Below are 26,274 nucleotides of genomic sequence, written 5' to 3'. Positions count from 1 at the left end.
CCTCCTCGCGCGGGAAGGCGCCGCGGCGCCCTCCCCGAGTGCCGCCTCAGCGCACCTGCGCCGTGTAGTTCACCGGCACCCAGCGGTACCCCTTGCCCTGCGCCACGAGGCGACCCAGACCCGGGAACTGCAGGTGCGACGCCCCCACGACGGCGCCTTCCTTCGCCGCCTTGGCGAACACGGCCTTGCGGGCGGCCAGCGCGCGCTTCTGGTCGCTGTCGAACGCGATGGTGACGTCCGGGTTGTCGAGCTGCACCGAGCCCACGTGGATCAGGTCGCCGATCAGGAGCAGCTTCTCGCCCTTGCTCTCCACCACGTAGACGGTGTGGCCCGGCGTGTGGCCGTGCGCGGCGCTCGACTTCACGCCCGGGGCGATCTCGGTGTCGGCCGTGAACGCCTTGAAGCGGCCGGCGGCCACGTACGGGTTCAACGACGCCATCGCGCCCTGGAAGAAGCCCTTGGACTCGGCCGGGGCGGCGTCCTGGTTCGCCTTCGAGAGCCAGAAGTCCGAGTCGGCCTTGTCGGCGTGCACCGTGGCGTTCGGGAACACCGGCGTGCCCTGCGGGGCGAGGCCGCCCACGTGGTCGGGGTGCATGTGGGTGATGACGATGTCGTCGACCTGGTCGGCCTTGTAGCCGGCGGCCTGCAGGTTCTCGAGCAGCTTGCCGAGCGTGGGGCCGAACAGTGCACCGGCGCCGGCGTCGATCAGCACGAGGCGCGAGCCGGTGTTGACGAGGAAGGCGTTCACGGAGGTTTCGAGCGGCACCTTCAGGTGGGCCTTGGCCAGCGCGGCCTGGGTCTTCGCGGCCGGGGCGGCGAGCAGCTTGTCGACCGGCAAGTCCACGGTGCCGTCGCTCAGCGCGGTGACCTCGATGTCGCCGAGCATCATGCGGTAGTAGCCGGGGGCCTGGGTCTTGACCTGGGGGGCGGCGGCCAGGACGGGCAGTGCGACGGCCGAGCCGGCCGCGAAGGCGGCGGAGAGCGCGACGGCGCGGAGGGTGCGGTTCAGCGGGGTCAGGGCGAACATGGGAGTGCTTTCAGAAAGGTGAAGATCGAACGCGGACATCCGGCGCGGAGAATACGCCCGCCCCGAAGCCCTGTGTCCGCAGGGCCGTTTGAAATCGGCTGGGACGCATGATCCAATCGAAACCCTGTATCACGCAAATCGATTGGCTTGATGACCGATATCAGGGAGCGCGATTTCCGGGGCGTCGACCTCAACCTGCTGATCACGCTGCACGTGCTGCTGCGGGAGCGGAGCGTCTCGCGGGCCGCGGCCTGCCTGCACGTGGGCCAGCCGGCGGTGAGCGGTGCCCTCGCGCGGCTGCGCGCTGTCTTCGGCGATCCGCTGCTCGTGCGCATTCCCGGCGGCATGCAGCCGACGCCCCGCGCCCTGGCCCTGCAGGCCGCGCTCGTCCCGGTGCTCCAGGGGATCCAGGCGCTGGTCACCGAGGAACCGGCGTTCGACCCCGGGGCCACCCAGCGCACCTTCCGCATCGGCCTGCCGGACTGGGTCGACGCGTGGCTGCTCGCCCCGCTGCTCGCCAGGCTGCACCGCGATGCACCGGACGCCCGCGTGCAGGTGCTGATCACCGACCGCTTCCGTCTCCCCGACATGCTGGCGCGCGAGGAGGTCGACTTCGCCGTGGGCGGGTTCCACGGCGCCCCCGGCTGGCAACACCAGCGCCCGCTGGCCACCGTGCACTACTGCTGCATGCACCGCCCCGGCCTGCTCGGCGGCGACGCCGCGCTGACGCTCGACCGCTACGTCGCCCTGCCCCACCTGCTCGTCACCTACCGCAACGCGCTCGAGGGCACGGTGGACGAGGCCCTGCGCACACTGGGCCGCTCGCGGCACGTGGCCTATACCAGCCCGCGTTTTTCCTCGCTGCCCCGCGTGCTGCAGCAGGTGCCCGCCATCGCCACGGTGCCGGACGTGCTGGCTCCGTCCTGGCAACGCGACTTCGGGCTCGTACGCGCTCCGGCACCACTCGAGTTGCCGCCCATCGAGGTGGTGATCGCGTTCCATGCGGCGCGCGAGCAGGATCCAGCGCTGCGATGGCTGTTCGAGGTGATCGCGTCGATCGTCGACGCACCGGCGGACTGATCCGGGCCGGTCAGGCGCGCTGGCGCGCCGATTCGTAGAGGCACACCGCCGCCGCGGCCGCCACGTTGAGCGACTCCTCGCCGCCGGGCTGGGGAATGCGCAGTGCCAGCGCGCAACGCGCCATCAGGTCGGCCGACACGCCCTGCCCTTCGTGTCCCATGACCCACGCACAAGGCCACGGCAATCGCACCTCGTGCAGCGCCTGGGCGGCATGCGAACTGGTGGCCACGAGCGGCACGCGCAGACCATCGAGCACCGATGGATCGGCGGCTTCGACGAGGTGCAACGCGAAGTGGGCTCCCATGCCGGCGCGCAGCACCTTGGGCGACCACAGCGCGGCCGTGCCCTTGATCGCCACCACCTGCGTGAAACCGAAGGCCGATGCACTGCGCAACACGGCGCCCACGTTGCCCGCATCCTGCAGGCGGTCCAGCACCACCGTGGGTTCGCTCGGCCGCGGCGCACCCGCGCCCGCCCACGGCACGACGAACCCGAGCGGCACGGGCGACTCGAGCGTGCCCAGGCCCGCCATCAGCGCCTCGGGCACGATGGCCACGGCGTCCGCCTGGTTGGCGAGTTCACGCAGCCGGTCATTCTCCCAGCCCCGTTCGGTGATCACGGCCTGCGGCGCACGGCCACCCCGATGCAGGAAGGCCGACACGAGGTGGTCACCCTCCAGCCAGACCTCCCCGGCCTTGCGGTAGCCGCCCGGGTCGCCCGCGAGCTTCCGCAGGCGCACGAGCAGCGGGTTGTCGCGCGAGGTGACGTGCTTGACCGTCATGGGGCCCGCACCTCGACGACCGCGGTGACCTCGGTCAGCCGCACGATCTCGAGCGCCTCGCGCACCGGGGCGAACGAACGGCGGTGGTGGACGCAGGCGCCGTGCGCCCGCAGCGCCGCGAGGTGCTCGGCGGTCGGGTAACCCTTGTGGCCGGCGAAGCCGTACTGCGGGTGGGCGTCGTGCAGCGTCTGCAGCAGCCGGTCGCGGTGCACCTTCGCGAGGATGGACGCGGCCGAGATGGCCTGCACCTTGGCGTCGCCGCCCACGATGGCCTCGGCCGCGATCTTGATCACGGGAATGCGGTTGCCGTCGACCAGCACCTTGGCCGGCTTCAGGCGCAGCCCCTCCACCGCGCGCTTCATCGCGAGCATGGTGGCGTGCAGGATGTTGAGCCGGTCGATCTCCTCGACCGTGGCCTCGGCGATGCAGGCGCACAGCGCCTTCGCCCGGATCTCGTCGAAGAGCCGCTCGCGCGCGCGCTCGGTGAGCTTCTTCGAATCGTCGAGGCCCTGGATGGGGTTCAGGTCGTCGAGGATGACCGCCGCGGCCACGACCGGACCGGCCAGCGGCCCGCGGCCGGCCTCGTCCACCCCGGCCATCAGCCCGGTGACGTCGAAGTGCAGGCCCAGCTGCTCAGGCCGCGAGGACTTTTTCGATCGCATCGGTGGCCGCCTGGGCGGTGTTGCGGCGCAGCTCGCGGTGCAGCCCGGCGAAACGTTCGGCCAGCGCCGCGGCACGCGCGGGCTGGTCGAGCCAGTCGAAGGCGCCCTGCGCGAGCGCCTCGGGCGTGGCCTTCTGCTGGATCAGTTCGGGCACCACGAACTCGTTGAACAGGATGTTGGGCAGCCCGATCCACGGCTGCAGCTGGAGCCGGCGCAGGCGCAGCCACTCCAGGTAGTGGATGGTGTAGGTGATGACCATGGGCCGCTTGAACAGCGCGGCCTCGAGCGTGGCGGTGCCGCTGGCGATCAGCGTGACGTCGCAGGCGGCCAGCGCCTCGTGCGAACGCCCGTCGAGCAGCACGACCCCGGCGGTGGGCGCGAGGCGAGGCACCAGCGGTTCCACCAGCTTGCGCAGGCCCGGCACCACCGGCAGCACGAACTTCAGGCCCGGCCGCTGCTTCACCATCAGCTCGGCGGCGGCGAGCAGCTTCGGCGCGATGTACTTGATCTCGCCGCCCCGGCTGCCCGGCAGCAGCGCAACGACGGTGTCGCCCGGCGCGAGGCCCAGCGCGGCGCGCGCGGCGTCACGCGGCACCTCCATCGGGATGGTGTCGGCCAGCGGGTGGCCCACGTACGTGGCACCGATGCCGTGTTTCGCGTACAGCGCGGGCTCGAACGGGAACAGGCACAGGATGTGGTCGACGGCCTGCCCGATCTTCAGGATGCGGTCGCTGCGCCAGGCCCAGACGGACGGGCCCACGAAGTGGATCGTCTTGACGCCCTGCGCCTTCAGCCGCGTCTCGAGGCCGAGGTTGAAGTCGGGCGCGTCGACGCCGATGAAGGCGTCGGGCCGCTCCTGCAGCACGCGGTCGCCCATCTCGCGGCGGATGCGCAGCAGCTCGCGCAGGCGCAGCAGCACCTCGGTGTAGCCGCGCACCGCGAGTTTCGTGTGGGGCCACCAGGCCTGGAAGCCGTGCTCGGCCATGCGGGGGCCGCCGATGCCGTGGCTCTCGAGCCCTGGCCAGCGCGCCTTCAGCCCGCCGAGCAGCAGGCCGGCCAGCAGGTCACCGGACGCCTCGCCCGCGACCATCGCGAAACGCGGTGTGTCGGTTGCCATGGGGCTTAACGCAAGATGCCGCGGGTGGAGGCTGCGAAGAACTGCGTCATCAGCGCCACGTCGCCATCGGCTTCGGGCACCGTGCCTGCGAGCGCCGCGATGGCCTCGCGTGCAGCGTCGAACGTGAGGCCCTGGCGGTACAGCAGCTTGTGCATCTGCTTGATGACGGCCAGGCGCTCGGGCGAGAAACCGCGGCGGCGCAGGCCTTCGCTGTTCAGGCCGCGCACCTCGGCGGGTGCGCCCGTGGTGATCATGAACGGGGGCACGTCCTGCGCGATGGCCGAACCCATGCCGGTCATCACGTGCGAGCCGATCTTGCAGAACTGGTGGATCAGCGTGACACCGCCGAGCGTGACCCAGTCGCCCACGGTGACGTGGCCCGCGAGCTGCACGCTGTTGGAGATGGTGATGTGGTCGCCGAGCTGGCAGTCGTGCCCGAAGTGCACGTACGCCATGATCCAGTTGTCGTTGCCGACGCGCGTGACGCCGCCGTCCTGCACGGTGCCCGTGTTGAACGTGACGAACTCGCGGATCAGGTTGCGGTCGCCGATGACGAGCTCGGTGTCCTCGCCCTTGTACTTCTTGTCCTGCGGCGCGGCGCCGAGGGATGCGAACTGGAACACGCGGTTGTCGCGGCCGATGGTGGTGCGGCCCTGGATCACGACGTGCGGCCCGATGGTGGTGCCGTCGCCGATGCGCACCTTCGGGCCGATGACGCTGTAGGCGCCCACGGTCACCGAGTCGCCCAGCTGGGCACCCGGCTCGATCACGGCGGTGGGGTGGATCGTCGTGGCCATCGCAGGTCTCCCGGTCAGGACACGCGCCGCATCGTGCACATCAGCTCGGCCTCGACGGCGAGTTCGCCGTCGACCGAGGCCTGGCCCTTGAACTTGAAGATGCCGGCCTTCGAGCGCTCGAGGGTGACGTCCAGGACCAGCTGGTCACCGGGCTGCACGGGGCGCTTGAAGCGGGCGTTGTCGATGCCGACGAAGTAGAAGACCTGGTCGTCGGCCAGCTCGACGCCCAGCGTCGCGAAGGACAGCAGGCCGGCGGTCTGGGCCAGGGCCTCGATCATCAGCACGCCCGGCATCACCGGGCGGTTCGGGAAGTGCCCGTTGAAGTACGGCTCGTTGATGCTGACGTTCTTCAGCGCCTTGATGTCCTTGCCCGGTTCGATGTGCACCACGCGGTCGACGAGCAGCATCGGGTAGCGGTGCGGCAGCTTCTTGAGAATCTGGTAGATGTCCATCATGTTGAGCTCGGGCTAGTTCTTCTTTTCGAGGGCGCGCACGCGGTCGCGCAGCGCATGCAGGTTGCGCAGGGTGGCGGCGTTCTTTTCCCAGTCGGCGTGTTCCTGGGACGGGTACAGGCCGCTGAAGACGCCGGGTTTCGTGATCGACCGGGTGATGGCGGTGCCACCCGTCACGTGGACGTGGTCCGCGAGGCTGATGTGCCCCACGAACATGGCGGCGCCGGCGATGGTGCAGTGCTTGCCGATCGTGGTGCTGCCCGCGATGGCGGTGCAGGCCGCGATGGCCGTGTACGCGCCGATGCGCACGTTGTGGGCGATCTGGATGAGGTTGTCGAGCTTGACGCCCTCCTCGATCACCGTGTCGTCGAGCGCGCCCCGGTCGATGCAGGTGTTCGCGCCGATCTCGACGTCGTCGCCGATGCGCACGCCGCCGAGCTGTTCGATCTTGACCCAGCCGCCTTCGTGCGGCGCGAAGCCGAAGCCGTCGGCGCCGATGACGACGCCCGAATGCACGATGCCCCGTTCGCCGATGTGGCAACCGTGGGACAGCGTCACGTGCGGCTTGAACCAGGTGCCGCGGCCGATGGTGGCGCCCCGGCCCACGTGGCCGTGCGAGTCGATGCGCACGCCCTCGCCGATCACGGCGTCGGCGTCGACCATCACGAACGGGCCGATGCTGGCACTGGCGGCGACCTGGGCCGACGGGTGAACGAACGCGGACGGGTGCACGCCGGGCTCGGCCGCCGGGCGGGTCTTCGCGGCCCACCACTGCGTCAGGCGGGCGAAGGCGAGGTACGGGTCGGCGATGACGAGCGCGGTGCCGCGGGCCGTGGCGGCATCGCGCAAGGCCGGGCCCACGATCACGCACGCCGCGGCGCTGGAGGCCAGCTGCGATTCGTACTTGGGATTCGAGAGGAAGGAGATCGTGGTGGGCGTGGCGGTCTCGAGAGGCCCCACGCGGTCGATCGGCTGGTTCGGGTCGCCGATCAGTTCGCCGCCCAGGTGTGCGGCGATGTCACCCAGAGTGATCGTGGCCACCGCTCACTTGCCGCCTTGGGCGTTGAGGGCCTTGATCACCTTGTCGGTGATGTCGATGCGGGGGCTGGCATACAGCACCTCCTGCACCACCAGGTCGTAACGCTCCTGTTCCGCGATCAGGCGGATCGCCTTCTGCGCCCGCTCGACCACCGACGCCAGTTCCTCGTTGCGGCGCTGGCTCAGGTCTTCCTGGTACTCGCGGCGCTTGCGCTGGAACTCGCGGTCCTGCTCGATCAGCTCACGCTGGCGGCGCACCTTCTCGGACTCGACCAGCGTGGGCTGGTCGCGGTCGAAGCGGTCGCCGGCGGCCTTGAGCCGGTTGCCCATCTCGGTGAGTTCCTTCTCGCGCTTGGTGAATTCGGCCTGGAGCTTCGTGAGGGCGGCCTTGGCCGGCGCCGCATCGCGCAGCACGACGTCGCTGTTGACGTAACCGATCTTCAGCTCCTGCGCCTGTGCCGCCGAAGCGGCCAGGACCAGGCCGGCGATCGCCAAGACGCACTTCACGGAAGGGCTTTTCATTAGAACGCGGTCCCGATTTGGAATTGGAAACGGTTGATTCTATCGAATCGCTCGGAGCGGATGGGCGTGCCGTAGCTGAGCTTCAGCGGCCCGATGGGGGAGATCCAGCTCAGGCCCAGGCCGGCCGAGGCCCGCAGGCTGTCGATGGTGGCCTTTTCCAGTTCGCCCCAGACGTTGCCGATGTCGGTGTACGCGAAGATGCGCAGCGTGCGGTCGTTGCCGGAGCCGGGCACCGGGAGGTACAGCTCGCCGTTCATGTTGAAGCGCTTGGAGCCGCCCAGGTAGGCGCCGCCCCAGTCGACCGGACCGAGCGAGCCCTGGTCGAAGGCGCGCACGGTGCCGAGGCCGCCGCCGTAGAAGTTCTTGAAGATGGGGTACGGGAGCCCCTGCAGGCCCTTGCCGTAGCCCACCTCGGCGTTGAACGCGAAGGTGTACTGCTTCGTGATGGGCCAGTACTGCTGGAACTGGGCGTTGGTGCGCACGTAGCGCGTGTCGCCGGCCAGGCCCCAGTCGATGTTGATGCGCTTGTACTGGCCGTCGTTCGGCACGAGCACGCTGTCGCGGCCGTCCCGGGTCCAGCCGATGGTCAGCGGCACCGACGTGCTCTTCTCGCCGAACTCGTTGCGGTAGCGGCGGTACTGCCACGGCAGGCCGAAGTCGCCGCGGATCTCGGTCTGCTCGACGCCGATGCCGAGGTACACGGTGTCGTACTCGGTGAACGGGATGCCGAAGCGGATGGAACCGCCCGGCGTCACGAGCTTGTAGTCCTCGCCCTGGCTGTTGATCGGGCGGCTCGTGCGGTAGAACAGGTCGTACGAACGCGAGATGCCGTCGATGGTGAAGTACGGGTCGGACGCGCTCAGCACCAGATTGCGGTTCGACTTGCTGGTGTTGACCTCGATGCCGAGGTACGTGCCCGAGCCGAAGACGTTGTCCTGCTTGACGGAACCGCTCAGCGAGAACTTGTCGGCGCTCGAGAAGCCCGCACCCAGCATCAGGTTGCCGGTGGGCTTCTCGACCACGTTCATGTTCAGGTCGACCTGGTCGGCCGTGCCGGGCACCTCGTTGGTCTCGACGCTGACTTCCTTGAAGTAGCCCAGGCGGTCGACGCGGTCGCGCGAGAGCTTGATGCGGCGGCCGTCGTACCACGACGATTCGAACTGGCGGAACTCGCGGCGCACCACCTCGTCGCGCGTGCGGCTGTTGCCCGAGACGTTGAAGCGGCGCACGTACACGCGACGCGCGGGCTCGGCCACGAGGGTCAGGGCCACCTGGCCCTTGGCGCGGTCGATCTCGGGACGCGAGTCGACGCGGGCGAAGGCGTAGCCGAAGTTGCCGAACTTCTCGGTGAAGGCCTTGGTGGTCTCGGCGACCTCTTCCGCGCGGTAGGGTTCGCCCGGACGGATCTTCACGAGCGTCTTGAACTCGTCGTCCTTGCCGAGGTACTCGCCCTCGAGCTTCACGCCCGTGACGATGTAGCGCTGGCCTTCGTTCACGTTGATCGTGATCGTGATGTCCTGCTTGTCGGGCGAGATGGCCACCTGCGTGGACTCGACCGCGAACTCGAGGTAGCCGCGGTTCAGGTACCACGAGCGCAGCGTTTCCAGGTCGGCGGTGAGTTTCGAGCGCGAGTAGCGGTCGGACTTGGTGTACCAGTTGAGCCAGCCGCCGTCGTTCAGGTCGAGCTGGCCCTTGAGCGTGCTCTCGGAGTACGCCTTGTTGCCGGTGATGCGGATTTCCTTGATGCGGGCCGCTGCGCCTTCGGTCACGGTGAACGTGACGTTCACGCGATTGCGTTCCTGCGGGGTGACCGTGGTCACCACCTCGGCGCCGTACAGGCTCCGGGTCAGGTACTGGCGCTTGAGTTCCTGCTCGGCGCGGTCGGCGAGTGCCTTGTCGAACGGCATGCCCTCGGAGATGCCGAAGTCCTTCAGGGACTTGCTGAGGGCTTCCTTGTCGAATTCCTTCAGGCCCACGAAGTCGATGTTCGCGATGACGGCCCGCTCCTCGACGACCACGACGACGACGTCGGCGTCGATCTCGATGCGCACGTCCTTGAACAGGCCCGTGGCGAACAGCGCGCGCAGCGCGGCGGCACCCTTGGCGTCGTTGTAGGTGTCACCCACGCGGAACGGCAGCGCCGCGAACACGGTGCCGGCATCAGACCGCTGCAGCCCCTCGACGCGGATGTCCTTGAGCACGAACGGTTCGACCGCGTACGCAGGCGCCGCGGCGAATGCCGCAGCCACGGCGATGGAAACGACGGAAAGGCGGGCAGGACTCGGGCAGGACAGAGTGAAAGCGGAGGGAGTTCGCATCGGGTGATCAGTGCAGGCCCAGGTACCGGGCCACGTCGTTGTAGAAAGCGAGCGACATCATCACGATCATGATGGCAAGGCCGCCGCGTGTGAGCCGGTCCAGCCACACGTCTGAAGGGGGGCGCCCAGTCACTGCCTCGAAAAGATAATACATCAGGTGCCCGCCATCGAGCATCGGCAATGGCAGCAGGTTCAGCACCCCGAGGCTCACGCTCACCACCGCGAGGAAGCCCAGGTAGTACGACAGGCCCAGCCGGGCGGACTTGCCGGCGTAGTCGGCGATGGTCAGCGGGCCGCTCAGGTTCTTCCAGGACGCGTCGAGCGTGACCATGCGCCAGAGCATCTTCACGGTCAGCGCCGACATGCTCCACGTGTGGGCCGCCGCCTTGGTCAGGCCTTCCACGAACCCGTAGGAGACACGCTCCGTCTGCGGCGCCTGGCCCAGCCCGGCCTGGATGCGGCCGATGGTGCGGTCCTGCTCCACCACGCTGTCGGGGTGCACCTCGATCTCGAGCACCTGCCCGGCCCGCTCGACACGCCAGGCCATCGGGGCGCCGCCGCCGTTGGCGCGGATGGCCGCCAGCAGCTGGTTGCTGTCGACCATGGACACGCCGTCCACGGAGAGCACGCGGTCGCCGGTGTGCAGACCCGCGGCGCGGGCCGGGCCGGCGCCCAGCTCGCCCAGCACGGGGTCGCCCATCGACAGCGCGATGCCGATGCGGCGCAACACGCCGGCGTCGACCTCGCGGGTGCCGAGGCTGTCGATGTCGAGCACGACGGTGCGGGCGCCCTGCCCCCGTTCGTTGCTCACGTTCAGGTGCAGCGGTTCGCCGTTGAGCACGGCCTGGGTCAGCGACCAGCGGAGGTCGGCCATCGAGCGCACCTCGCTCCAGTCCTGCCCGTCCGTGGACGTGGCGCGGACCCAGTCGCCCGCGCGCAACCCGGCGCGCTCGGCGAGCGTGGCGGCGGCCGGCGTGCCCAGGCGCGCCTGGGGTTCGTCGATGCCGATCCAGTTCGACCCGGCGTACAGCAGCACGGCGAGGATCAGGTTGGCCGCGGGGCCGGCGGCCACGATGGCGGTGCGCTGCCAGAGGGTCTTGTTCCGGAAGGCCTGGTCCTGCAGGCCCGGCGGCACCGGGTCCGGCCCGTGGCCGAGCATGCGCACGTACCCGCCGAGCGGCACCGCCGACAGCGTGAATTCGGTGCTGTCGGGCGAGCGCTGGTAGCGCCAGATCACGGGGCCGAAGCCGAAGGAGAACCGCTCGACCTTCACGCCGCAAGCGAGCGCCACGCGGTAGTGTCCGTACTCGTGGATGGTCACGAGCAGGCCGAGCGTGACGATGAAGGCCAGCAGCGTGCTCATGCGTTCAGCGTTCCGACCACGGACTCGGCGTGGCGGCGCACGTCCGCGTCGAGGGCGAGCAGACCGGCGACGCTGCGACAGGCGTCGGACGAGGGGGAGACGGCATCGAGGCAGCGTGCATTCACGCTGTGAATCTGGTCGAACCGGATGGTTCCCGCGAGGAACGCGGCCACGGCCACCTCGTTGGCGGCGTTCAGCACGGCGGTGCTGCCCTCGGGGCCGCGCAGCGTGTCCCAGGCGAGTTGCAGGCCGGGGTAGCGGGCCGTGTCGGCCGGGCGGAATGTCAGGCCGGGCAGCTGTGTAAAGTCGAGCAAAGATGCGCCCGATTCGATGCGCTCGGGGAACGACAGGCCATATGCGATGGGCACGCGCATGTCGGGCGTGCCCAGCTGGGCCAGCACCGAGCGGTCCCGGCACACCACCATCGAGTGGATGATGCTCTGCGGGTGCACCACCACCTTGATCTGCTCGGGCTTCAGGTTGAACAGCCAGCGGGCCTCGATCACCTCGAGCGCCTTGTTCATCATCGTGGCCGAGTCGACCGAGATCTTGCGGCCCATCACCCAGTTGGGATGTGCGCAGGCCTCGTCGGGCGTCACGGCCGCCAGCGTGGCCGGGTCGCGGTCCCGGAACGGGCCGCCGGAGGCGGTCAGCACGATGTGGTCGATGCGCTGCGCCCACGTGCCGCGGTCTTCCGGCAGGCACTGGAAGATGGCGGAGTGTTCGCTGTCGATGGGCAGCAGCGTGGCCCCGCCCTCGCGCACGGCGTCCATGAACAGCGCGCCGCCCACGACGATGGCTTCCTTGTTCGCGAGCAGCAGCCGCTTGCCCGCGCGCGCCGCGGCAAGGCACGGCTCGAGGCCGGCAGCACCGACGATGGCGGCCATGACCACGTCGACGTCGGCATGGGCCGACACGTGGCACAGCGCGTCAGGGCCGTGCAGCACCTCGGTGCGAAGGCCCGCGCCGCGCAGTTCTCGCTGGAGCGCGGCCGCCGCGTCCGCGGAGGACATCACCGCGAAACGCGGCTTCCATTGCAGGCACTGGGCCAGCAGTTCGGGCACGCGGCCGTGGGCCGTCAGCGCGACGACCTCGTAACGTTCGGGGTGGCGGGCCAGCACGTCGAGCGTGTTGGTGCCGATGCTGCCGGTGGCACCGAGGACGCAGACCCGCAGGCGGGCCGAAGGTGTCGTGGACATGAGGACTACCAGGAGGGACGGGACGACCCGCCAAGTCAGATCGAGCTGAGCGCGAGCGCGATCGGGAACACGGGGAGCAGCGCGTCGACACGGTCGAGCACACCGCCGTGGCCGGGCAGCAGCTGGCTGCTGTCCTTGGCCCCCGCCGCACGTTTCACGAGCGATTCGACCAGGTCGCCGATCACGCTCATGGCACAGAGGAACACCAGGGCGAGCAGGAGCCCCGGTGCGTCGAAGCGCTGCCACAGCAGCGTGAAGAGGCTGGGCGAGCCGGTGGCCCAGGTCTTGTCGATCCAGATCCACACGGCGGCGAGCACCATCACGCCGACCATGCCGCTCCAGACGCCTTCCCAGCTCTTGCCGGGGCTGATGGACGGCGCCAGCTTGCGGCGGCCGAACGTGCGTCCGCCGAAGTACGCGGCGATGTCGGCCACCCACACGAGGCAGAACACCGACAGCAGGAAGTTCAGGCCCACGACCTTGGCGCTCGCGAGTGCCAGCCACGCGGTGAAGAGCATCGCGACACCGAGCACCCAGCGGCCGGCCTTCGGCAGTTGCGGCCAGGACGACGGGCCCACCTTCACGGCGAGCGCACCGCCGAGCACCCAGACGGCGCAGGCGATCCACCACGCGGGGCTTCCGCCCACGCCGACCCAGCCCGCCAGGTAGGCGGCGAGGCACAGCACGGCGACGACGACCCCCATCGAGACGGAGGCCGCGGACGAGGCACCGTTCAGGCGCCCCCACTCCCAGCCGGCGGCGGCCACCATGACCAGCGTCAGCAGGGCGAACGGCCAGGCCACCGGGGCGAACACGGCGGGGAGCAGCACGAGCAACAGGACGATTGCGGTGATGACGCGCTGCTTGAGCATGGGGTCAGGCCTTCGCGGTTTGCGGTTCGGTGGGCTTCACCCCGCCGAACCGCCGGTCGCGGCCGGCGAAGTCGGCGAGCGCCGCGTCGAGCTGGGCGTCACCGAACTCCGGCCACAGGCAGTCGCTGAACACGAGTTCGGCGTACGCCACCTGCCAGAGCAGGAAGTTGCTGATGCGCACTTCCCCGCCGGTGCGGATGAAAAGATCGGGATCGGGGGCGTAGCTCATCGCCATGTAGCGCGACAGGCGGGCCTCGTCGAGTTCGTCGGCCGGCACGCCGTCGCGCAGCGCCTGCTGGCAGGCCTGCACGATGTCCCAGCGGCCGCCGTAGTTGAACGCCACCGACAGCGTGATGCGCCGGTTGTGTTCCGTGGCGCGCTCGGCCTGGTCCCAGGCGTTGCGCACCTTGTCGGAGACCTGGGAGCGGTCGCCCACGATGCGGATGCGCACCCCTTCGGACGCGAGCTTGGCCAGGTACTTGGACACCGCGACGAGCACCAGGTCCATCAGGCCCGACACTTCCTCGGTGGGACGCTTCCAGTTCTCGCTCGAGAACGCGAAGACGGTGAGGTACTCGATGCCGCGGTCGGCGCAGGCCTGGACCGTGCGCACGAGCGCGTCGACCCCCTGCTTGTGCCCGAAGAACCGGGGCATGAAGCGCTTCTTCGCCCACCGGCCGTTGCCGTCCATCACGATGGCCACGTGGCGGGGGATGTGAGGGGTGGCGTCCAAGGGAGGTTTCTGGAAGAAACTGCGGCCAGTGGGAATGAGGGCCATCAGACGGCCAGGATTTCCGCTTCCTTCGCGGCGATCAGCCGGTCGACCTCGGCGATGTAGCGGTCGGTCAGCTTCTGCAGGTCGTCGAGCGAACGGCGCTCGTCGTCCTCGGAGATTTCCTTGTCCTTGGTCAGCTTCTTGGCCTGGTCGTTGGCGTCACGGCGCAGGTTGCGGATGGCGACCTTGGAGTCTTCGCCGGCGTTGCGCACGACCTTCGTCAGGTCGCGGCGGCGCTCTTCCGTCAGCGCGGGCATCGGCACGCGCAGCAGGTCACCCTGGGCCGAGGGGTTCAGGCCGAGGTCGGACTCGCGGATGGCCTTCTCGATCTTCGGGCCCATGCCCTTCTCCCACGGCTGGACCGTGATGGTGCGAGCGTCGAGCAGGGACACGTTGGCCACCTGGCTGATCGGCACCATGGAGCCGTAGTAGTCGATCTGGACCTGGTCGAGGATGCCCGGGTGGGCGCGGCCGGTGCGGATCTTCTGGAGTTCGTTCTTGAAGGACTCGATCGAGCGAGTCATCTTCTGTTCGGCATTCTTGCGGATGTCTGCGATGCTCATGGCTTTTTCCTCAAACGTGGACGAGCGTGCCCTCGTCCTCACCCATCACCACGCGCTTCAGGGCACCTTCCTTGAAGATGCTGAACACCTTGATGGGCAGCTTCTGATCGCGGCACAGGGCGAACGCCGTGGCGTCCAGCACCTGCAGGTTGCGGCTGATGGCTTCGTCGAAACTGATCTTGCTGTAGCGGGTGGCCGTGGGGTCCTTCTTCGGGTCGGCGGTGTAGACGCCGTCGACCTTCGTGGCCTTCAGCACCACCTCGGCACCGATCTCGGCGCCACGCAGCGCGGCGGCGGTGTCGGTGGTGAAGAACGGGTTGCCGGTGCCGGCGGCGAACACGACGACCTTGCCTTCCTCGAGGTACTGCAGCGCCTTCGGGCGCACGTACGGCTCGACGACCTGGTCGATGGCGATGGCGGACATCACGCGGGCGGTCATGCCTTCCTGGCGCATGGTGTCGGCCAGGGCCAGCGAGTTCATCACCGTGGCCAGCATGCCCATGTAGTCGGCGGTGGCGCGGTCCATGCCGACCGAGCCGCCCGCCACGCCGCGGAAGATGTTGCCGCCGCCGATCACGACGGCCACTTCGCAGCCGAGCTTCGTGACTTCCTGGACCTCGCGGACCATGCGCACGATGGTGGCGCGGTTGATGCCATAGGCATCGTCGCCCATCAGGGCCTCGCCCGAGAGTTTGAGCAGGATGCGCTTGTACGCCGGCATGCGGGGATCTCCCTGTGTTGGCTGTTCAGGCACGCGGGTGGTGCCTTTCGAAGTCTATCCGTGAAGATGGAACAAGGGGCATCGAGCCCCTTGTTCCAGAGGGTCGCCGGGAGATCAGGCGCCCTTGGCGGCGGCGACCTGGGCCGCCACTTCGGCCGCGAAGTCGTCGACCTTCTTCTCGATGCCTTCGCCCACGACGTACAGCGTGAAGCCCTTGACCTCGGTCTTCACACCCTTCAGGTGCTGCTCGACCGTGGCCTTGCCGTCGGCGGCCTTCACGAAGACCTGGTTGTGCAGGCTGACTTCCTTCAGGTACTTCTGGACCGAACCTTCGATGCGCTTCGTCACGATGTCGGCGGACTGGGCCGGCTTGCCGGCGGCTTCCGCAGCCTTCGCGTCCTCGGCGGCCTTGCCGGCGGCCACGGCGCGTTCCTTCTCGATCAGCTCGGCGGGCACGTCGGCCGACGACAGCGAGACCGGCTTCATCGCGGCGATGTGCATCGCGACGTCCTTGGCGGCGACGGCGTCACCGGTGAACTCGACGAGCACGCCGATGCGGGTGCCGTGCAGGTAGCTGGCCAGCTGGCCGCCGCCCGAGTAGCGCTTGAAGCGGCGGATCGACATGTTCTCGCCGATCTTGCCGATCAGGCCCTTGCGCACGTCTTCCACCGTCGGGCCGAAACCGGCTTGCGACAGTTCGTAGGCGCCGATGGCGGCCACGTCGGCCGGGTTCTTCTCGGCGACCAGCTTGGCGACGGCGTTCGTGAAGGCGAGGAAGTCGTCGTTCTTCGAGACGAAGTCGGTTTCGCAGTTCACTTCGACCAGGGCACCGGTGTTGCCTTCGACGGCGGCGGCGACGACGCCTTCAGCCGTGATGCGGTCGGCGGCCTTGCCGGCCTTCGTGCCGAGCTTGACGCGCAGCAGCTCTTCGGCCTTGTCCATGTCGCCAGCGGCTTCGGTCAGGGCCTTCTTGCATTCCATCATGGGCGCGTCGGTCTTGGCGCGCAGAGCGGCGACCATGCTTGCGGTGATAGCGGACATCTTGAATCTCCGTGAGGTTCGGCACGCGCGCGGGGCGCCCGCGTGCCGGAGTATTGAATCGGGGGTGTGAAAAAGGGGCTGAATCAGCCCCTTTCAATGCACGCCTTTTCAGGCGAGCCGGGGCTCAGGGCCTCAGGCCGTTTCGTTGACTTCCACGAACTCGTCGCCACCGGCGGACACGGCTTGCACGACGTCGTTCGTCGCGTTGGCCTTGCCGTCGAGGACCGCGTCGGCCACGGCCTTCGCGTACAGCGCCACGGCCTTCGACGAGTCGTCGTTGCCCGGGATCACGTAGTCGATGCCGTCCGGCGAGTGGTTGGAGTCGACCACGCCGATGACGGGAATGCCGAGCTTCTTGGCTTCGAGGACGGCGATCTTGTGGTAGCCGACGTCGATCACGAACAGGGCGTCGGGCAGCGCGTTCATGTGCTGGATGCCGCCGATGTCCTTCTCGAGCTTGGCCAGGTCACGCTGGAACAGCAGCGCTTCCTTCTTGATGCGGATCTCGGTGCCGGACTCGACCTGAGCCTGCATGTCCTTGAGCTTCTTCAGCGAACCCTTGACCGTCTTGAAGTTGGTCAGCATGCCGCCGAGCCAGCGCTGGTCGACGTAGGGCATGCCGGCGCGCTGGGCTTCGGCGGCGATCACTTCGCGGGCCTGGCGCTTCGTGCCGATCATCAGCACGGTGCCGCGGCGGGCGGCGAGCTGCTTGATGAACTTCATCGCGTCGTTGAAGAGCGGCTGCGTCTTCTCGAGGTTGATGATGTGGATCTTGTTGCGATGGCCGTAGATGTACGGGGCCATCTTCGGGTTCCAGAAGCGGGTTTGGTGGCCGAAATGGACGCCGGCTTCCAGCATCTCACGCATGGTGACAGACATGTTTACTCCAAAGGTTGGTTCTAGAATCCGGCTTGAATTGAAAGCCTCTGTATCAGCTGCAGTGCGGTGAAACACCGAGCAGCGAGGGGCGCTCAACACCTTGAATGACCGGATTCGCGATTTCGCAGGATTGCGGTTTCACCGGGGCAGCCGACAGGGCGGCCCTCAGATAAACCCGTAGAGTGTAGCACGGCCTTCGACCCTTTCTCCATGACCCATGACTTGAGCGCCGCGCGCGAAGCCATCCTCCTCGGCCAGCACAGCGCCTCCGACGCCCTTGCCCGCTGCACGGAGGCTGCCCGGGCGGCCCCCGCCGAAACCTACGTGCGCCGCTTCGCCGGCCAGCCCGAAGCCACCGCCACCGCGGTCGACCTGCAGCACCGCGCCGGCATCCCGCTCCCTCCGCTCGCGGGCCTCGCCGTCAGCATCAAGGACCTGTTCGACGTGGCGGGTTTCCCCACCACCGCGGGGTCGCTCGTGCTGCGCGACCAGGCTCCGGCCGCCGCCGACGCCCCCGTGGTCGCCCGCCTGCGCCGCGCGGGCGCCGCCCTCACCGGCCACACCCACATGACCGAGTTCGCGTTTTCGGGCGTGGGCCTGAACCCGCACCTCGGCACGCCCCCGAACCCGGCCACGGCCGCCCTCGACGGCACGCCGCGCATCCCGGGCGGGTCGACGTCCGGCGGCGGGGTGTCCGTCGCCTCGGGCGCGGCCTTCGCGGCGCTCGGCTCGGACACGGGCGGCTCCATCCGCATCCCGGCCGCGCTGCAGGGACTCGTGGGCTTCAAGAACACGTCGCGGCTCACGCCGACGGCCGGCACGGTGCCGCTGTCGCCCACGCTCGACACCGCGTGCGCCATCACCCGCTCCGTGCGCGATGCCGTGCTGCTGCACGAGGTGCTGGCCGACCGCAAGGTGACGCTGCGGCACCGGCCCGCGGCCTCGCTGCGCCTCGCCGTGCCGTCCACCACCCTGCTCGACGGGCTGGAGCCCGCCGTGGCCGCCGCGTTCGAGCGTGCCCTCGCGACGCTCCGGCAGGCCGGCGCCCGCATCGACGACATCGCCCTCGACGAACTGGCCGAGCTGCGTTCGATGAACGCGCTGGGCGGTTTCCCGGCGGCCGAGGCCTGGGCGTGGCACCGCGACCTCCTCGCCCGCGACGAAGCCCGGTACGATCCCCGGGTCGTCTCCCGCATCCGCCGCGGCGCCACCATTTCCGCGGCCGACCACCTGAAGCTCATCGACGCCCGGCGCGACTGGATCGCCCGGGTGGAACACCGCCTGCGGCCCTACGACGCCCTCCTCTCGCCCACGGTCCCCGTGGTCGCCCCCTCCATCGCGTCGCTCGCGACCGACGACGCCTTCTTCGCCATGAACGCCCTGCTCCTGCGCAACCCGTCCGTGATCAACTTCCTCGACGGCTGCGCGCTGTCCCTGCCCTGCCATGCGGCGGGCGAACTGCCCATGGGCCTGATGGTGTGGGGCCCGGCGCTGGCCGACGACACCGTGCTCGACACCTCGCTCGCCATCGAACGGGCGCTGGCCGGCGCGGGAGCCGCCTGATGCGGGTCGCCGTGATCGGAGCCGGCGTCGTCGGCGTCACCACCGCATACGAACTCGCCGCCGACGGCCACGAGGTGGTCGTGTTCGAGCGCCGCGGCAGTGTCGCGGTCGAATCGAGCTTCGCCCAGGCCGGCCTCGCGTCGCCCGGGGCCGTGGGTCCCTGGACCGGCCCGGGCTCGGCCGGACGGCTGCTGCGCACGCTGACGGACCGCCGCAACCCGTGGCGCGTGGGCGCGAACGCCGGCGCCTGGGGCTGGATGTGGCGCTGGTGGCGCGCCGGCAAGCCCGCCGCACACCGCACGAACCAGCTGCGCATGCAGCGCCTGGCCGCCTACAGCCGCGACCGCCTCCACGGCCTGGCCGCGTCGCTCAAGCTCGACTACGAGCGCAGCGACGGCCACCTCGTGCTGTTGCGCACACGCAAGGAGCTCGACCAGGTCCAGCCCGCGCTGGGGCTGCTGACGGAACAGGGCATCCGCTTCGACACGCTCGACGCGGCGGGCTGCCTCGCCGTGGAACCCGGCCTCAACACCGAGACGCCACTGCACGCGGGCATCCACCTGCCGGCCGACGAGGTGGGCAACTGCCGGCAGTTCGCGCTGCTGCTGCGCGCCGCGGCCGAGCAGATGGGTGCGGAGTTCCGCTTCCATTCGACCGTGCAGTCGCTCGAGCCGGGCCGCCGCCCGGTTCTCACCGTGATGCACTCGCCCCACGAGGAGACGACGAGCCGCATCGCCTCGCACGGCGACACGCCGAACACCCCCGCGTTCCAGCCCACCGTGCCGCTCGACGGCCCCGTCGATGAAACGTTCGACGCCGTCGTGGTGTGCGCCGCGCTCGGGTCGAACCCGCTGCTCGCGCCCCACGGCCTGAAGCTGCCGATGGCCGCGGTGTACGGGCAGTCGGTCACCACGCCCATCCGCCACCACGAGGCCCACCCCGACATCGGCCCGAAGTCGGCCGTGACCGACCACCGGCACCGCGTGGTGATCAACCGGCTCGGGTCGCGCCTGCGCGTCTCGGGAGGCGCCCGCATGGGCCCGCCGCCCAAGGGCGGCCACACCGACGAACTGGCGCGGCTCTACCAGGTGCTCGACGACTGGTTCCCGGGCGCGGCCCGCGTGAGCCAGGCGCAGCGCTGGAGCGGCGCGCGCCCGATGCTGCCCGACGGCCCGCCGGTGCTCGGCGGCAGCGGCATCCCGGGGGTCTGGCTGAACCTGGGCCACGGCGGCGCGGGCTGGGCGATGGCCTGCGGCTCCGCGCGCCTCGTGGCCGACGCGCTGGCCGCGCGGTCACCCGAGGTCGAGATCGACGGCCTCGGCATCGAACGGCTCGCACGATGAGCCGGCTGCGGCGCCTGCGCCCTCTCCCGCAGCGCGAGCCGCTGTTCGGGCGGGAGGCCACGCGCCGCGTCGAGGACGCGGCCCAGGCGGCGTTGCCGCCCTTCACGCTGATGTCGAGGGCGGGCCGCGCCGTCGCGGCGCTCGCGCGGGCCATCGCCCCCCACGCGCGACGCGTCTGGATCGCGGCAGGCCCGGGCAACAACGGCGGCGATGGCCTGGAGGTGGCCGTGTTGCTGCACGAGGCAGGGATCGCCGTCGAGGTCACGCTGCTCGCGGATCCTGCCCGGCTGCCGGCCGATGCCCGCACGGCCCACCAGCGCGCGGTGGCGGCCGGCGTGCCCATCGGCACCGGCCTGCCCGCACCGCTCGGCCCGCAGGACCTCGCGATCGACGCCCTGCTCGGCGTGGGCGCCACCCGTGCGCCGGCCGGCGACCTCGCCGCGCTCGTGCGGCACCTCGACGCCCAGCCGTGCGCCGTGCTGGCCATCGACCTGCCGTCCGGGCTCGACGCCGACACCGGCCAGCCGCTCGGCCCCGACTGCGTGCACGCCACGCACACGCTGAGCCTGCTGACGCTCAAGCCCGGACTGTTCACCGGCGCGGGCCGCGACCACACCGGAGAGGTCTGGTTCGACGACCTCGACACCCCACGGGGGAACGAGCCCGCCACGGCCTGGCTGCCGGCGCCGCCGGTCGCCACCACACGCCAGCATGCCCAGCACAAGGGCAGCTTCGGCGACGTGCTGGTGGTGGGCGGCAGCCACGGCATGGCCGGGGCCGCGGTGCTGGCCGCCCGCGCCGCGCACGCGGCGGGTGCCGGGCGGGTGCACGTGGACCTGCTCGACGACAACGCCTTCACACACGACCTCGTGCGGCCCGAACTGATGTTCCGCCCGTCCGAGCGGCGCGCGGCGCTGCCCGCCTCGGCCACGGTGGTGGCCGGCTGCGGCGGAGGCGACCCGATCGCCGCCGCCCTGCCCCGGCTGCTGACCGTGTCCGAACGCCTCGTGCTCGACGCCGACGCGCTGAACGCGCTGGCCACGGACCCGACGCTCCAGGCGGCCCTCACGGCCCGCGGTGGCCTCGGCCTCGGCACGGTCCTCACGCCGCATCCACTCGAAGCGGCACGGCTCCTCGGCACCGACACGGCCACGGTGCAACGCGACCGCCTCGCGGCCGCGCTCCAGCTCGCCCGCCGGTTCGCGTGCGTGGTGGTACTGAAGGGCTCCGGCAGCGTCGTCGCGTCACCGGACACGGCACCGGCGATCAACCCGACCGGCAACGCGGCCCTGGCCACGGCGGGCACCGGCGACGTGCTGGCGGGCTGGATCGCAGGCCTGTGGGCAGCCCACGGCCTCACGGCCGTGGAAGCCGCCGAACGAGGCACGTGGCAGCACGGCGAGGCGGCGGACCGCAGCCCGCTCACCCCGCTGCGGGCGGCGGACCTCGTCGAGGCCCTGCACGCCCTGTCGCGCCGCTGAAACGCCTCAGCGACGGCGCGGCGCCTTGCCCCCGGCGGTCTTGCGGGCCGCCGACTTGGCAGCCTTCACCGGATGGCCGGCCGCGCTCGTCTTGCGCGCCTTGGTGGCGTTCTTCACGGCACGGTCCGTCTCCTTCACCGACGCGAGTTCGGCGACGGCGCTGGCGTGTTTCTCGGCGGCCTTCTCGCCCCGGCGGGCACGCGGGGCCGTCGCGGGATCCTCGCCCTCGCGCACCATGCGGAAGTCGATCTTGCGACCGTCGAGGTCGACACGGATGACCTGCACGCGCACGCGCGCGCCCACCGTGTAGCGCACGCCGGAGCGTTCGCCGCGCAGCTCCTGGCGCACCTCGTCGAACTTGAAGTACTCGCCACCGAGTTCGGTGATGTGGATCAGTCCTTCGACGTACAGCGAGTCGAGCGTGACGAAGAGGCCGAAGCTCGTGACCGAGGTGACGGTGCCGGCGTACTCCTCGCCCAGGTGCTCGCGCATGAAGCGGCACTTGAGCCACGCCTCGACGTCGCGCGAGGCCTCGTCGGCCCGGCGTTCGTTCGCGCTGCAATGCGCGCCGGTGACCTCCCACTGCTCGCCTTCGGCGTGCGCACCCTTCTTTGCCTTCGCGGCCGTTTCGACGGTGCCGGTGACGAGGCTGTAGCGCTTGCCCGCGAGCAGCGCCTTGATCACACGGTGGACCAGCAGGTCGGGGTAGCGCCGGATGGGGCTCGTGAAGTGCGTGTAGGCCTCGTACGCGAGCCCGAAGTGCCCGCTGTTCGTGCCGGTGTAGATGGCCTGCTGCATCGAGCGCAGCAGCATCGTGTGGATCTGCTGCGCGTCGGGCCGGTCCTTCGTGGCGGCGGCGATGGCCTGGTATTCGCCGGGTTCGGGGTCGTCGCTGATCGAGAGCCCGAGGCCCAGGGCCTTCAGGTAGTTCTGCAGCAGCGTCTTCTTCTCGGGCGTCGGGCCTTCGTGCACGCGGTACAGCGACGGGTGCTTGTTCGTCGCGATGAAGTCGGCCGAGCACACGTTCGCCGCGAGCATGGCCTCCTCGATGAGGCGGTGCGCATCGGTGCGCGTGCGCGGGACGATCTTCTCGATGCGGCCGTTGTCGTCGCACACGATCTGCGTCTCGGTGGTCTCGAAGTCCACCGCGCCGCGCTTGCCGCGCTCCTTCAGCAGCGCGCGGTACACGTCGTGGAGGTCGAGCAGGTTCGGCACGAGGTCCTTGCGGCGCGCGGCCTCGGGCCCGCGCGTGTTGCCGAGGATGGCCGCCACTTCCGTGTAGGTGAAGCGCGCGTGCGAGCAGATCACCGACGGGAAGAACTGGTATGCGTGGATCGCGCCCTCCTTCGTGATCAGCATGTCGCACACCATCGCGAGGCGGTCCTCGTTCGGGTTGAGCGAACACAGGCCGTTCGAAAGCTTCTCGGGCAGCATCGGGATCACGCGGCGCGGGAAGTACACCGACGTGGCGCGCTCGTACGCATCCTCGTCGATGGGCTCGCCCGGCTTCACGTAGTGGCTCACGTCGGCGATGGCGACCACGAGGCGCCAGCCGTCGAACGCGGTCTTGCCGCGGCCCGTCTTCAGCGGCTCGCAGTACACCGCGTCGTCGAAGTCGCGCGCGTCCTCGCCGTCGATGGTGACGAGCGGCACGTCGGTGAGGTCGATGCGGTCCTTGCGGTCGGCCGGACGGATCTTGTCGGGCAGGCTCGCGGCCTGAGCCAGCGTCTCGGGCGTGAACTGGTGCGGCACCTCGTACTTGCGCACCGCGATCTCGATCTCCATGCCCGGGTCGTCGATCTCGCCGAGCACCTCGGTCACGCGGCCCATGGGCTGCGAGTAGAGCGACGGCGGCTCGGTGAGCTCGATGGCCACTACCTGGCCCGCGGTCGCGTTCGCGATCGCGTTCTTCGGGACCATGATGTCCTGGCCGTAGCGCTTGTCTTCGGGTGCGACGAGCCAGATGCCACTCTCGTGCAGCAGGCGGCCGATGATGGGCGCCTTGCGCCGCTCGATGATCTCGATCACGCGGCCTTCGGGCCGGCCCTTGCGGTCATAGCGAACGATGCGTGCGCGCACGCGGTCGCGATGCAGCACCGCGCGCATCTCCTGAGGCGAGAGATAGAGGTCGGGTTGGTGGTCGTCGCGGACCAGGAACCCGTGTCCATCACGGTGACCTTGCACCGTGCCTTCGACTTCATTCATCAGCTCCGTGCTGATTGTTGAAGAAGAGTGTTGTGCGTTTGATTTTTTGATGATAGAATCCAAGTCTTCCTGAGATGCCCAGATGGCGGAATTGGTAGACGCACTAGTTTCAGGTACTAGCGGGTAACTCCGTGGAGGTTCGAGTCCTCTTCTGGGCACCAAAATAGCAAGGCCCTGCGAGAAATCGCAGGGCCTTTTGCTTTGTGCGGCCCGATGTTTTCGAGCCTGCGACACCTTCGATGCACACGCGAACGAACACGCGCGCATCAACCACGACGACACGTCGTGACGGCATTGCAGGCAGGCGAACAGGAGGAGGAATTTCGAACCCGGTGCGGCGCGCACCTGGGTTGGATCGGCACACGAGCGTGTGCCGGGCGAAGCGGGATGCAGATGCTGATGCAAGCGCATCCCGCGAGAACCACGAGAGCACGCTTCGGGAGAAGCGCCCTGCCCTTCGCGAGGGAGACGACGACCTCGGCCGCCCGCGAAGGGGCTGCCCGGGTTGGCGATCGGCTTCAGAAGCGATCGGTACCTCGTCGTGGTCCATGTCGAAGGCCTGCGAAGTGCGGGCCTTCATTATTGATGACTTTGCTCAGATGGCAAATTTCTTGGCGAGGCCTTCCGGACGCAGCTCGTCGTACTCCTCGAACGGCTGGTGGATCCACGGACTCGTGGGCAGCAGTTCGACGTAGTAGTCCGGCGTGTACGTGGACACGCCCTTCGTCCAGATGACCGCCGAGCGCAGCTCGGTGATGGCCGGCATGCCGCGCAGGCGCTCGACCACGGCCTTGAGCGTGACACCCGAGTCCGCGAGGTCGTCGACCAGCAGCACGCGGCCGGCGAGGTCACCCTTCGGCATCGTGATGTACTTGGCCATGTCGAGGCGACCCTGGATGGTGCCGGCCTCAGCGCGGTACGAGCTCGTGGACATGATGCCCAGCGGCTTGTCGAACACACGCGACATCACGTCACCCGGACGCAGGCCACCGCGGGCCAGGCACAGGATCTGGTCGAACTGCCAACCCGAGGCGTCGACCTTGAGCGCGAGGCGCTCGATCAGCATGTGGTATTCGTCCCAGGAGACGTAGAGGTGTTTGCCGTCGTCGGTGAGCATGGTGCTGCGGGGTCCTTCGGTAATTCAGGCCTGGTACGGATGGCGCAGGAGGATGGTGTGCTCGCGGTCGGGGCCGGTGGACACCATGTCGATCGGCGCGCCGATGAGTTCCTGCACACGCTCCAGGTAGCGGCGCGCGTTCAGCGGCAGTTCGTCCCACTTCGTGAGGCCGAACGTCTTTTCGGTCCAGCCCGGGAACACTTCGTAGACGGGCTTGCAGGCCTCGATCTCGTCGGCGTCCAGCGGGAGGATGTCGATCTGCTTGCCGTCGAGCTCGTAGCCCACGCACACGTTGATCTCGGCCAGGCCGTCGAGCACGTCGAGCTTCGTCAGGCACAGGCCCGAGATGCCGTTGATGATCACCGAGCGCTTGAGCAGCGCGGCGTCGAGCCAGCCGCAGCGGCGCGGACGACCGGTCACGGTGCCACGCTCCTGGCCCACCGACGAGAGGTGGTAGCCCACGGTGCCCGGCGTGTTCCAGTCGAGTTCGGTGGGGAACGGACCGCTGCCCACGCGCGTGGTGTAGGCCTTGGTGATGCCGAGGATGTAGTGCAGCAGGTCCGGCCCCACACCCGCGCCCGCGGCGGCGTTGCCGGCCACGCAGTTGCTCGACGTGACGTACGGGTACGTGCCGTGGTCGATGTCGAGCAGCGTGCCCTGCGCGCCTTCGAACAGGATGTTGTCGCCCTGCTTGTGCGCGGTGTGCAGCGTGTAGCCCACGTCGGCCAGCATCGGCTTGAGCTGCTCGGCCACCTTCATCGCGTGGTCGAAGATGGGCTGGAACTCGAGCGCATCCGACTTCAGGTAGCCGGTCAGCGCGAAGTTGTGCAGGTCGAGCAGCTCGCGCAGCTTCTTCGCGAAGCGCTCGGGGTGCTTCAGGTCCTGCACGCGCAGTGCGCGGCGGGCCACCTTGTCTTCGTAGGCCGGGCCGATGCCCTTGCCCGTGGTGCCGATCTTGCCGGCGCCGCTGTCTTCGCGCAGGGCCTCGCGGGCCTTGTCCACGGCCACGTGGAACGGCAGGATCAGCGGGCACGATTCGCTGATGAACAGGCGCGAGCGCACGTCGAGGCCGATGGCCTCCAGGCGTTCGATCTCGCTCAGCAGGTGGGTGGGATCGACCACCACGCCGTTGCCGATGTAGCACTTCACGCCGTCGCGCATGATGCCCGACGGAATCAGCTGCAGCGCCGTCTTCACGCCCTTGATCACGAGGGTGTGGCCCGCGTTGTGGCCGCCCTGGAAGCGCACCACGGCCTGCGCGTGGTCGGTCAGCCAGTCGACGACCTTGCCCTTGCCCTCGTCACCCCATTGGGTGCCGACGACGACCACGTTGTGGCCGCTGCGTTTCTGTTGCATGT

24 protein-coding genes and 1 tRNA gene are annotated in these 26,274 nt (G+C 69.4%); 5 read left to right on the top strand and 20 right to left on the bottom strand.

All coding sequences use genetic code 11. The annotated features are described in order from the left end of the window. Window positions 1-46: 46 nt before the first annotated feature. A complete protein-coding gene (locus tag A4W93_RS13125; RefSeq protein ID WP_085751028.1) occupies window positions 47-1,027 on the bottom strand; it encodes an MBL fold metallo-hydrolase in 981 nt (326 codons plus the stop codon). A gap of 150 nt (window positions 1,028-1,177) precedes the next feature. Between A4W93_RS13125 and A4W93_RS13120 the strand changes: the two genes are divergently transcribed. Continuing rightward, on the top strand, window positions 1,178-2,107 hold the full coding sequence (locus tag A4W93_RS13120) for a LysR family transcriptional regulator (protein WP_085751027.1): 930 nt from the start codon (window positions 1,178-1,180) through the stop codon (window positions 2,105-2,107). Between the two features lie 10 nt (window positions 2,108-2,117). Here A4W93_RS13120 and A4W93_RS13115 read toward each other — a convergent pair whose 3' ends face one another. From A4W93_RS13115 to rpsB, 16 genes are all read right to left on the bottom strand, one after another. Beyond that, the gene (locus tag A4W93_RS13115; protein WP_085751026.1) at window positions 2,118-2,888 is read right to left on the bottom strand and encodes a TrmH family RNA methyltransferase; all 771 of its coding nucleotides are present in this window, start codon (window positions 2,886-2,888) and stop codon (window positions 2,118-2,120) included. After that, entirely contained in the window at window positions 2,885-3,550 is a 666-nt protein-coding gene (gene rnhB / locus A4W93_RS13110) for a ribonuclease HII (protein WP_085751025.1), read from the bottom strand. The genes A4W93_RS13115 and rnhB overlap by 4 nt, the downstream gene beginning before the upstream one ends. Further along, the gene (lpxB, locus tag A4W93_RS13105; protein ID WP_237357776.1) at window positions 3,522-4,667 is read right to left on the bottom strand and encodes a lipid-A-disaccharide synthase; all 1,146 of its coding nucleotides are present in this window, start codon (window positions 4,665-4,667) and stop codon (window positions 3,522-3,524) included. The genes rnhB and lpxB overlap by 29 nt, the downstream gene beginning before the upstream one ends. A 5-nt stretch (window positions 4,668-4,672) precedes the next feature. Beyond that, window positions 4,673-5,464 (bottom strand): acyl-ACP--UDP-N-acetylglucosamine O-acyltransferase, encoded by a 792-nt coding sequence (gene lpxA, locus A4W93_RS13100; protein ID WP_085751023.1) that lies wholly within the window; start codon window positions 5,462-5,464, stop codon window positions 4,673-4,675. A gap of 14 nt (window positions 5,465-5,478) precedes the next feature. Next, window positions 5,479-5,919 (bottom strand): 3-hydroxyacyl-ACP dehydratase FabZ, encoded by a 441-nt coding sequence (fabZ, locus tag A4W93_RS13095; protein WP_085751022.1) that lies wholly within the window; start codon window positions 5,917-5,919, stop codon window positions 5,479-5,481. Between the two features lie 12 nt (window positions 5,920-5,931). Next, the gene (lpxD, locus tag A4W93_RS13090; RefSeq protein WP_085751021.1) at window positions 5,932-6,957 is read right to left on the bottom strand and encodes a UDP-3-O-(3-hydroxymyristoyl)glucosamine N-acyltransferase; all 1,026 of its coding nucleotides are present in this window, start codon (window positions 6,955-6,957) and stop codon (window positions 5,932-5,934) included. Between the two features lie 3 nt (window positions 6,958-6,960). Further along, a complete protein-coding gene (locus tag A4W93_RS13085; protein WP_085751020.1) occupies window positions 6,961-7,476 on the bottom strand; it encodes an OmpH/Skp family outer membrane protein in 516 nt (171 codons plus the stop codon). After that, window positions 7,476-9,794 carry an outer membrane protein assembly factor BamA gene (gene bamA / locus A4W93_RS13080; protein ID WP_085751019.1) on the bottom strand — a complete coding sequence of 773 codons (2,319 nt, stop codon included), beginning with the start codon at window positions 9,792-9,794 and terminating at the stop codon, window positions 7,476-7,478. The genes A4W93_RS13085 and bamA overlap by 1 nt, the downstream gene beginning before the upstream one ends. Window positions 9,795-9,801: 7 nt before the next feature. Next, window positions 9,802-11,157, bottom strand: coding sequence for an RIP metalloprotease RseP (rseP, locus tag A4W93_RS13075; protein ID WP_085751018.1), 1,356 nt, complete (start codon window positions 11,155-11,157; stop codon window positions 9,802-9,804). Then, window positions 11,154-12,356: a 1-deoxy-D-xylulose-5-phosphate reductoisomerase gene (gene ispC / locus A4W93_RS13070; RefSeq protein WP_085751017.1), complete on the bottom strand. Its 1,203-nt coding sequence runs from the start codon at window positions 12,354-12,356 to the stop codon at window positions 11,154-11,156. Before ispC ends, rseP begins: the two co-directional genes overlap by 4 nt. 35 nt (window positions 12,357-12,391) lie before the next feature. After that, window positions 12,392-13,228: a phosphatidate cytidylyltransferase gene (locus tag A4W93_RS13065; protein WP_085751016.1), complete on the bottom strand. Its 837-nt coding sequence runs from the start codon at window positions 13,226-13,228 to the stop codon at window positions 12,392-12,394. Window positions 13,229-13,232: 4 nt separating this feature from the next. Then, window positions 13,233-13,961: a polyprenyl diphosphate synthase gene (gene uppS / locus A4W93_RS13060; protein ID WP_257790075.1), complete on the bottom strand. Its 729-nt coding sequence runs from the start codon at window positions 13,959-13,961 to the stop codon at window positions 13,233-13,235. 44 nt (window positions 13,962-14,005) lie between these two features. Further along, window positions 14,006-14,566 carry a ribosome recycling factor gene (gene frr, locus A4W93_RS13055; RefSeq protein WP_085751014.1) on the bottom strand — a complete coding sequence of 187 codons (561 nt, stop codon included), beginning with the start codon at window positions 14,564-14,566 and terminating at the stop codon, window positions 14,006-14,008. Window positions 14,567-14,576: 10 nt separating this feature from the next. Then, window positions 14,577-15,287, bottom strand: a complete 711-nt coding sequence (gene pyrH / locus A4W93_RS13050) for a UMP kinase (protein ID WP_085751013.1) — start codon at window positions 15,285-15,287, stop codon at window positions 14,577-14,579. Between the two features lie 114 nt (window positions 15,288-15,401). Then, window positions 15,402-16,328 carry a translation elongation factor Ts gene (gene tsf / locus A4W93_RS13045; RefSeq protein WP_085751012.1) on the bottom strand — a complete coding sequence of 309 codons (927 nt, stop codon included), beginning with the start codon at window positions 16,326-16,328 and terminating at the stop codon, window positions 15,402-15,404. 132 nt (window positions 16,329-16,460) lie between these two features. Then, window positions 16,461-17,207, bottom strand: a complete 747-nt coding sequence (gene rpsB, locus A4W93_RS13040; protein ID WP_085751011.1) for a 30S ribosomal protein S2 — start codon at window positions 17,205-17,207, stop codon at window positions 16,461-16,463. A 210-nt stretch (window positions 17,208-17,417) separates the two neighbouring features. Between rpsB and A4W93_RS13035 the strand changes: the two genes are divergently transcribed. The 3 genes from A4W93_RS13035 to A4W93_RS13025 are packed head-to-tail and all read left to right on the top strand — an operon-like array spanning window position 17,418 to window position 21,594. Then, window positions 17,418-18,770: an amidase gene (locus A4W93_RS13035; RefSeq protein WP_085751010.1), complete on the top strand. Its 1,353-nt coding sequence runs from the start codon at window positions 17,418-17,420 to the stop codon at window positions 18,768-18,770. Then, entirely contained in the window at window positions 18,770-20,113 is a 1,344-nt protein-coding gene (locus A4W93_RS13030; RefSeq protein WP_085751009.1) for an FAD-dependent oxidoreductase, read from the top strand. Before A4W93_RS13035 ends, A4W93_RS13030 begins: the two co-directional genes overlap by 1 nt. Beyond that, window positions 20,110-21,594 (top strand): NAD(P)H-hydrate dehydratase, encoded by a 1,485-nt coding sequence (locus A4W93_RS13025; RefSeq protein WP_085751008.1) that lies wholly within the window; start codon window positions 20,110-20,112, stop codon window positions 21,592-21,594. Before A4W93_RS13030 ends, A4W93_RS13025 begins: the two co-directional genes overlap by 4 nt. 6 nt (window positions 21,595-21,600) lie before the next feature. Here the strand turns inward: A4W93_RS13025 and rnr are convergent, their stop codons facing one another. Continuing rightward, complete coding sequence (rnr, locus tag A4W93_RS13020; RefSeq protein ID WP_237357775.1) at window positions 21,601-23,799, bottom strand: ribonuclease R; 2,199 nt, start codon at window positions 23,797-23,799, stop codon at window positions 21,601-21,603. A gap of 76 nt (window positions 23,800-23,875) precedes the next feature. Between rnr and A4W93_RS13015 the strand changes: the two genes are divergently transcribed. Beyond that, window positions 23,876-23,960 (top strand) — tRNA-Leu (locus A4W93_RS13015). A 434-nt stretch (window positions 23,961-24,394) separates the two neighbouring features. On the opposite strand, the gene A4W93_RS13010 is transcribed toward A4W93_RS13015, so the two are convergent. Both A4W93_RS13010 and A4W93_RS13005 read right to left on the bottom strand, forming a co-directional pair. Further along, entirely contained in the window at window positions 24,395-24,916 is a 522-nt protein-coding gene (locus tag A4W93_RS13010) for a phosphoribosyltransferase (RefSeq protein ID WP_085751007.1), read from the bottom strand. 24 nt (window positions 24,917-24,940) lie between these two features. Further along, window positions 24,941-26,272 (bottom strand): adenylosuccinate synthase, encoded by a 1,332-nt coding sequence (locus A4W93_RS13005; RefSeq protein WP_085751006.1) that lies wholly within the window; start codon window positions 26,270-26,272, stop codon window positions 24,941-24,943. Window positions 26,273-26,274: the final 2 nt, after the last annotated feature.

This window comes from Piscinibacter gummiphilus, assembly GCF_002116905.1.
GTDB lineage: Bacteria > Pseudomonadota > Gammaproteobacteria > Burkholderiales > Burkholderiaceae_C > Rhizobacter > Rhizobacter gummiphilus.
The sequence above is the reverse complement of the archived record's forward strand: the minus strand, read 5'-3'. Positions and strand labels throughout refer to the sequence as shown.

Bases quoted from the DNA above. Each gene is read 5' to 3' on its own strand.
- A4W93_RS13125 (WP_085751028.1), bottom strand. From the start codon at position 1,027: ATGTTCGCCCTGACCCCGCTGAACCGCACCCTCCGCGCCGTCGCGCTC.
- A4W93_RS13120 (WP_085751027.1), top strand. From the start codon at position 1,178: ATGACCGATATCAGGGAGCGCGATTTCCGGGGCGTCGACCTCAACCTG.
- A4W93_RS13115 (WP_085751026.1), bottom strand. From the start codon at position 2,888: ATGACGGTCAAGCACGTCACCTCGCGCGACAACCCGCTGCTCGTGCGC.
- rnhB (WP_085751025.1), bottom strand. From the start codon at position 3,550: ATGCGATCGAAAAAGTCCTCGCGGCCTGAGCAGCTGGGCCTGCACTTC.
- lpxB (WP_237357776.1), bottom strand. From the start codon at position 4,667: ATGGCAACCGACACACCGCGTTTCGCGATGGTCGCGGGCGAGGCGTCC.
- lpxA (WP_085751023.1), bottom strand. From the start codon at position 5,464: ATGGCCACGACGATCCACCCCACCGCCGTGATCGAGCCGGGTGCCCAG.
- fabZ (WP_085751022.1), bottom strand. From the start codon at position 5,919: ATGATGGACATCTACCAGATTCTCAAGAAGCTGCCGCACCGCTACCCG.
- A4W93_RS13085 (WP_085751020.1), bottom strand. From the start codon at position 7,476: ATGAAAAGCCCTTCCGTGAAGTGCGTCTTGGCGATCGCCGGCCTGGTC.
- bamA (WP_085751019.1), bottom strand. From the start codon at position 9,794: ATGCGAACTCCCTCCGCTTTCACTCTGTCCTGCCCGAGTCCTGCCCGC.
- rseP (WP_085751018.1), bottom strand. From the start codon at position 11,157: ATGAGCACGCTGCTGGCCTTCATCGTCACGCTCGGCCTGCTCGTGACC.
- ispC (WP_085751017.1), bottom strand. From the start codon at position 12,356: ATGTCCACGACACCTTCGGCCCGCCTGCGGGTCTGCGTCCTCGGTGCC.
- A4W93_RS13065 (WP_085751016.1), bottom strand. From the start codon at position 13,228: ATGCTCAAGCAGCGCGTCATCACCGCAATCGTCCTGTTGCTCGTGCTG.
- frr (WP_085751014.1), bottom strand. From the start codon at position 14,566: ATGAGCATCGCAGACATCCGCAAGAATGCCGAACAGAAGATGACTCGC.
- pyrH (WP_085751013.1), bottom strand. From the start codon at position 15,287: ATGCCGGCGTACAAGCGCATCCTGCTCAAACTCTCGGGCGAGGCCCTG.
- tsf (WP_085751012.1), bottom strand. From the start codon at position 16,328: ATGTCCGCTATCACCGCAAGCATGGTCGCCGCTCTGCGCGCCAAGACC.
- rpsB (WP_085751011.1), bottom strand. From the start codon at position 17,207: ATGTCTGTCACCATGCGTGAGATGCTGGAAGCCGGCGTCCATTTCGGC.
- A4W93_RS13035 (WP_085751010.1), top strand. From the start codon at position 17,418: ATGACCCATGACTTGAGCGCCGCGCGCGAAGCCATCCTCCTCGGCCAG.
- A4W93_RS13030 (WP_085751009.1), top strand. From the start codon at position 18,770: ATGCGGGTCGCCGTGATCGGAGCCGGCGTCGTCGGCGTCACCACCGCA.
- A4W93_RS13025 (WP_085751008.1), top strand. From the start codon at position 20,110: ATGAGCCGGCTGCGGCGCCTGCGCCCTCTCCCGCAGCGCGAGCCGCTG.
- rnr (WP_237357775.1), bottom strand. From the start codon at position 23,799: ATGAATGAAGTCGAAGGCACGGTGCAAGGTCACCGTGATGGACACGGG.
- A4W93_RS13010 (WP_085751007.1), bottom strand. From the start codon at position 24,916: ATGCTCACCGACGACGGCAAACACCTCTACGTCTCCTGGGACGAATAC.
- A4W93_RS13005 (WP_085751006.1), bottom strand. From the start codon at position 26,272: ATGCAACAGAAACGCAGCGGCCACAACGTGGTCGTCGTCGGCACCCAA.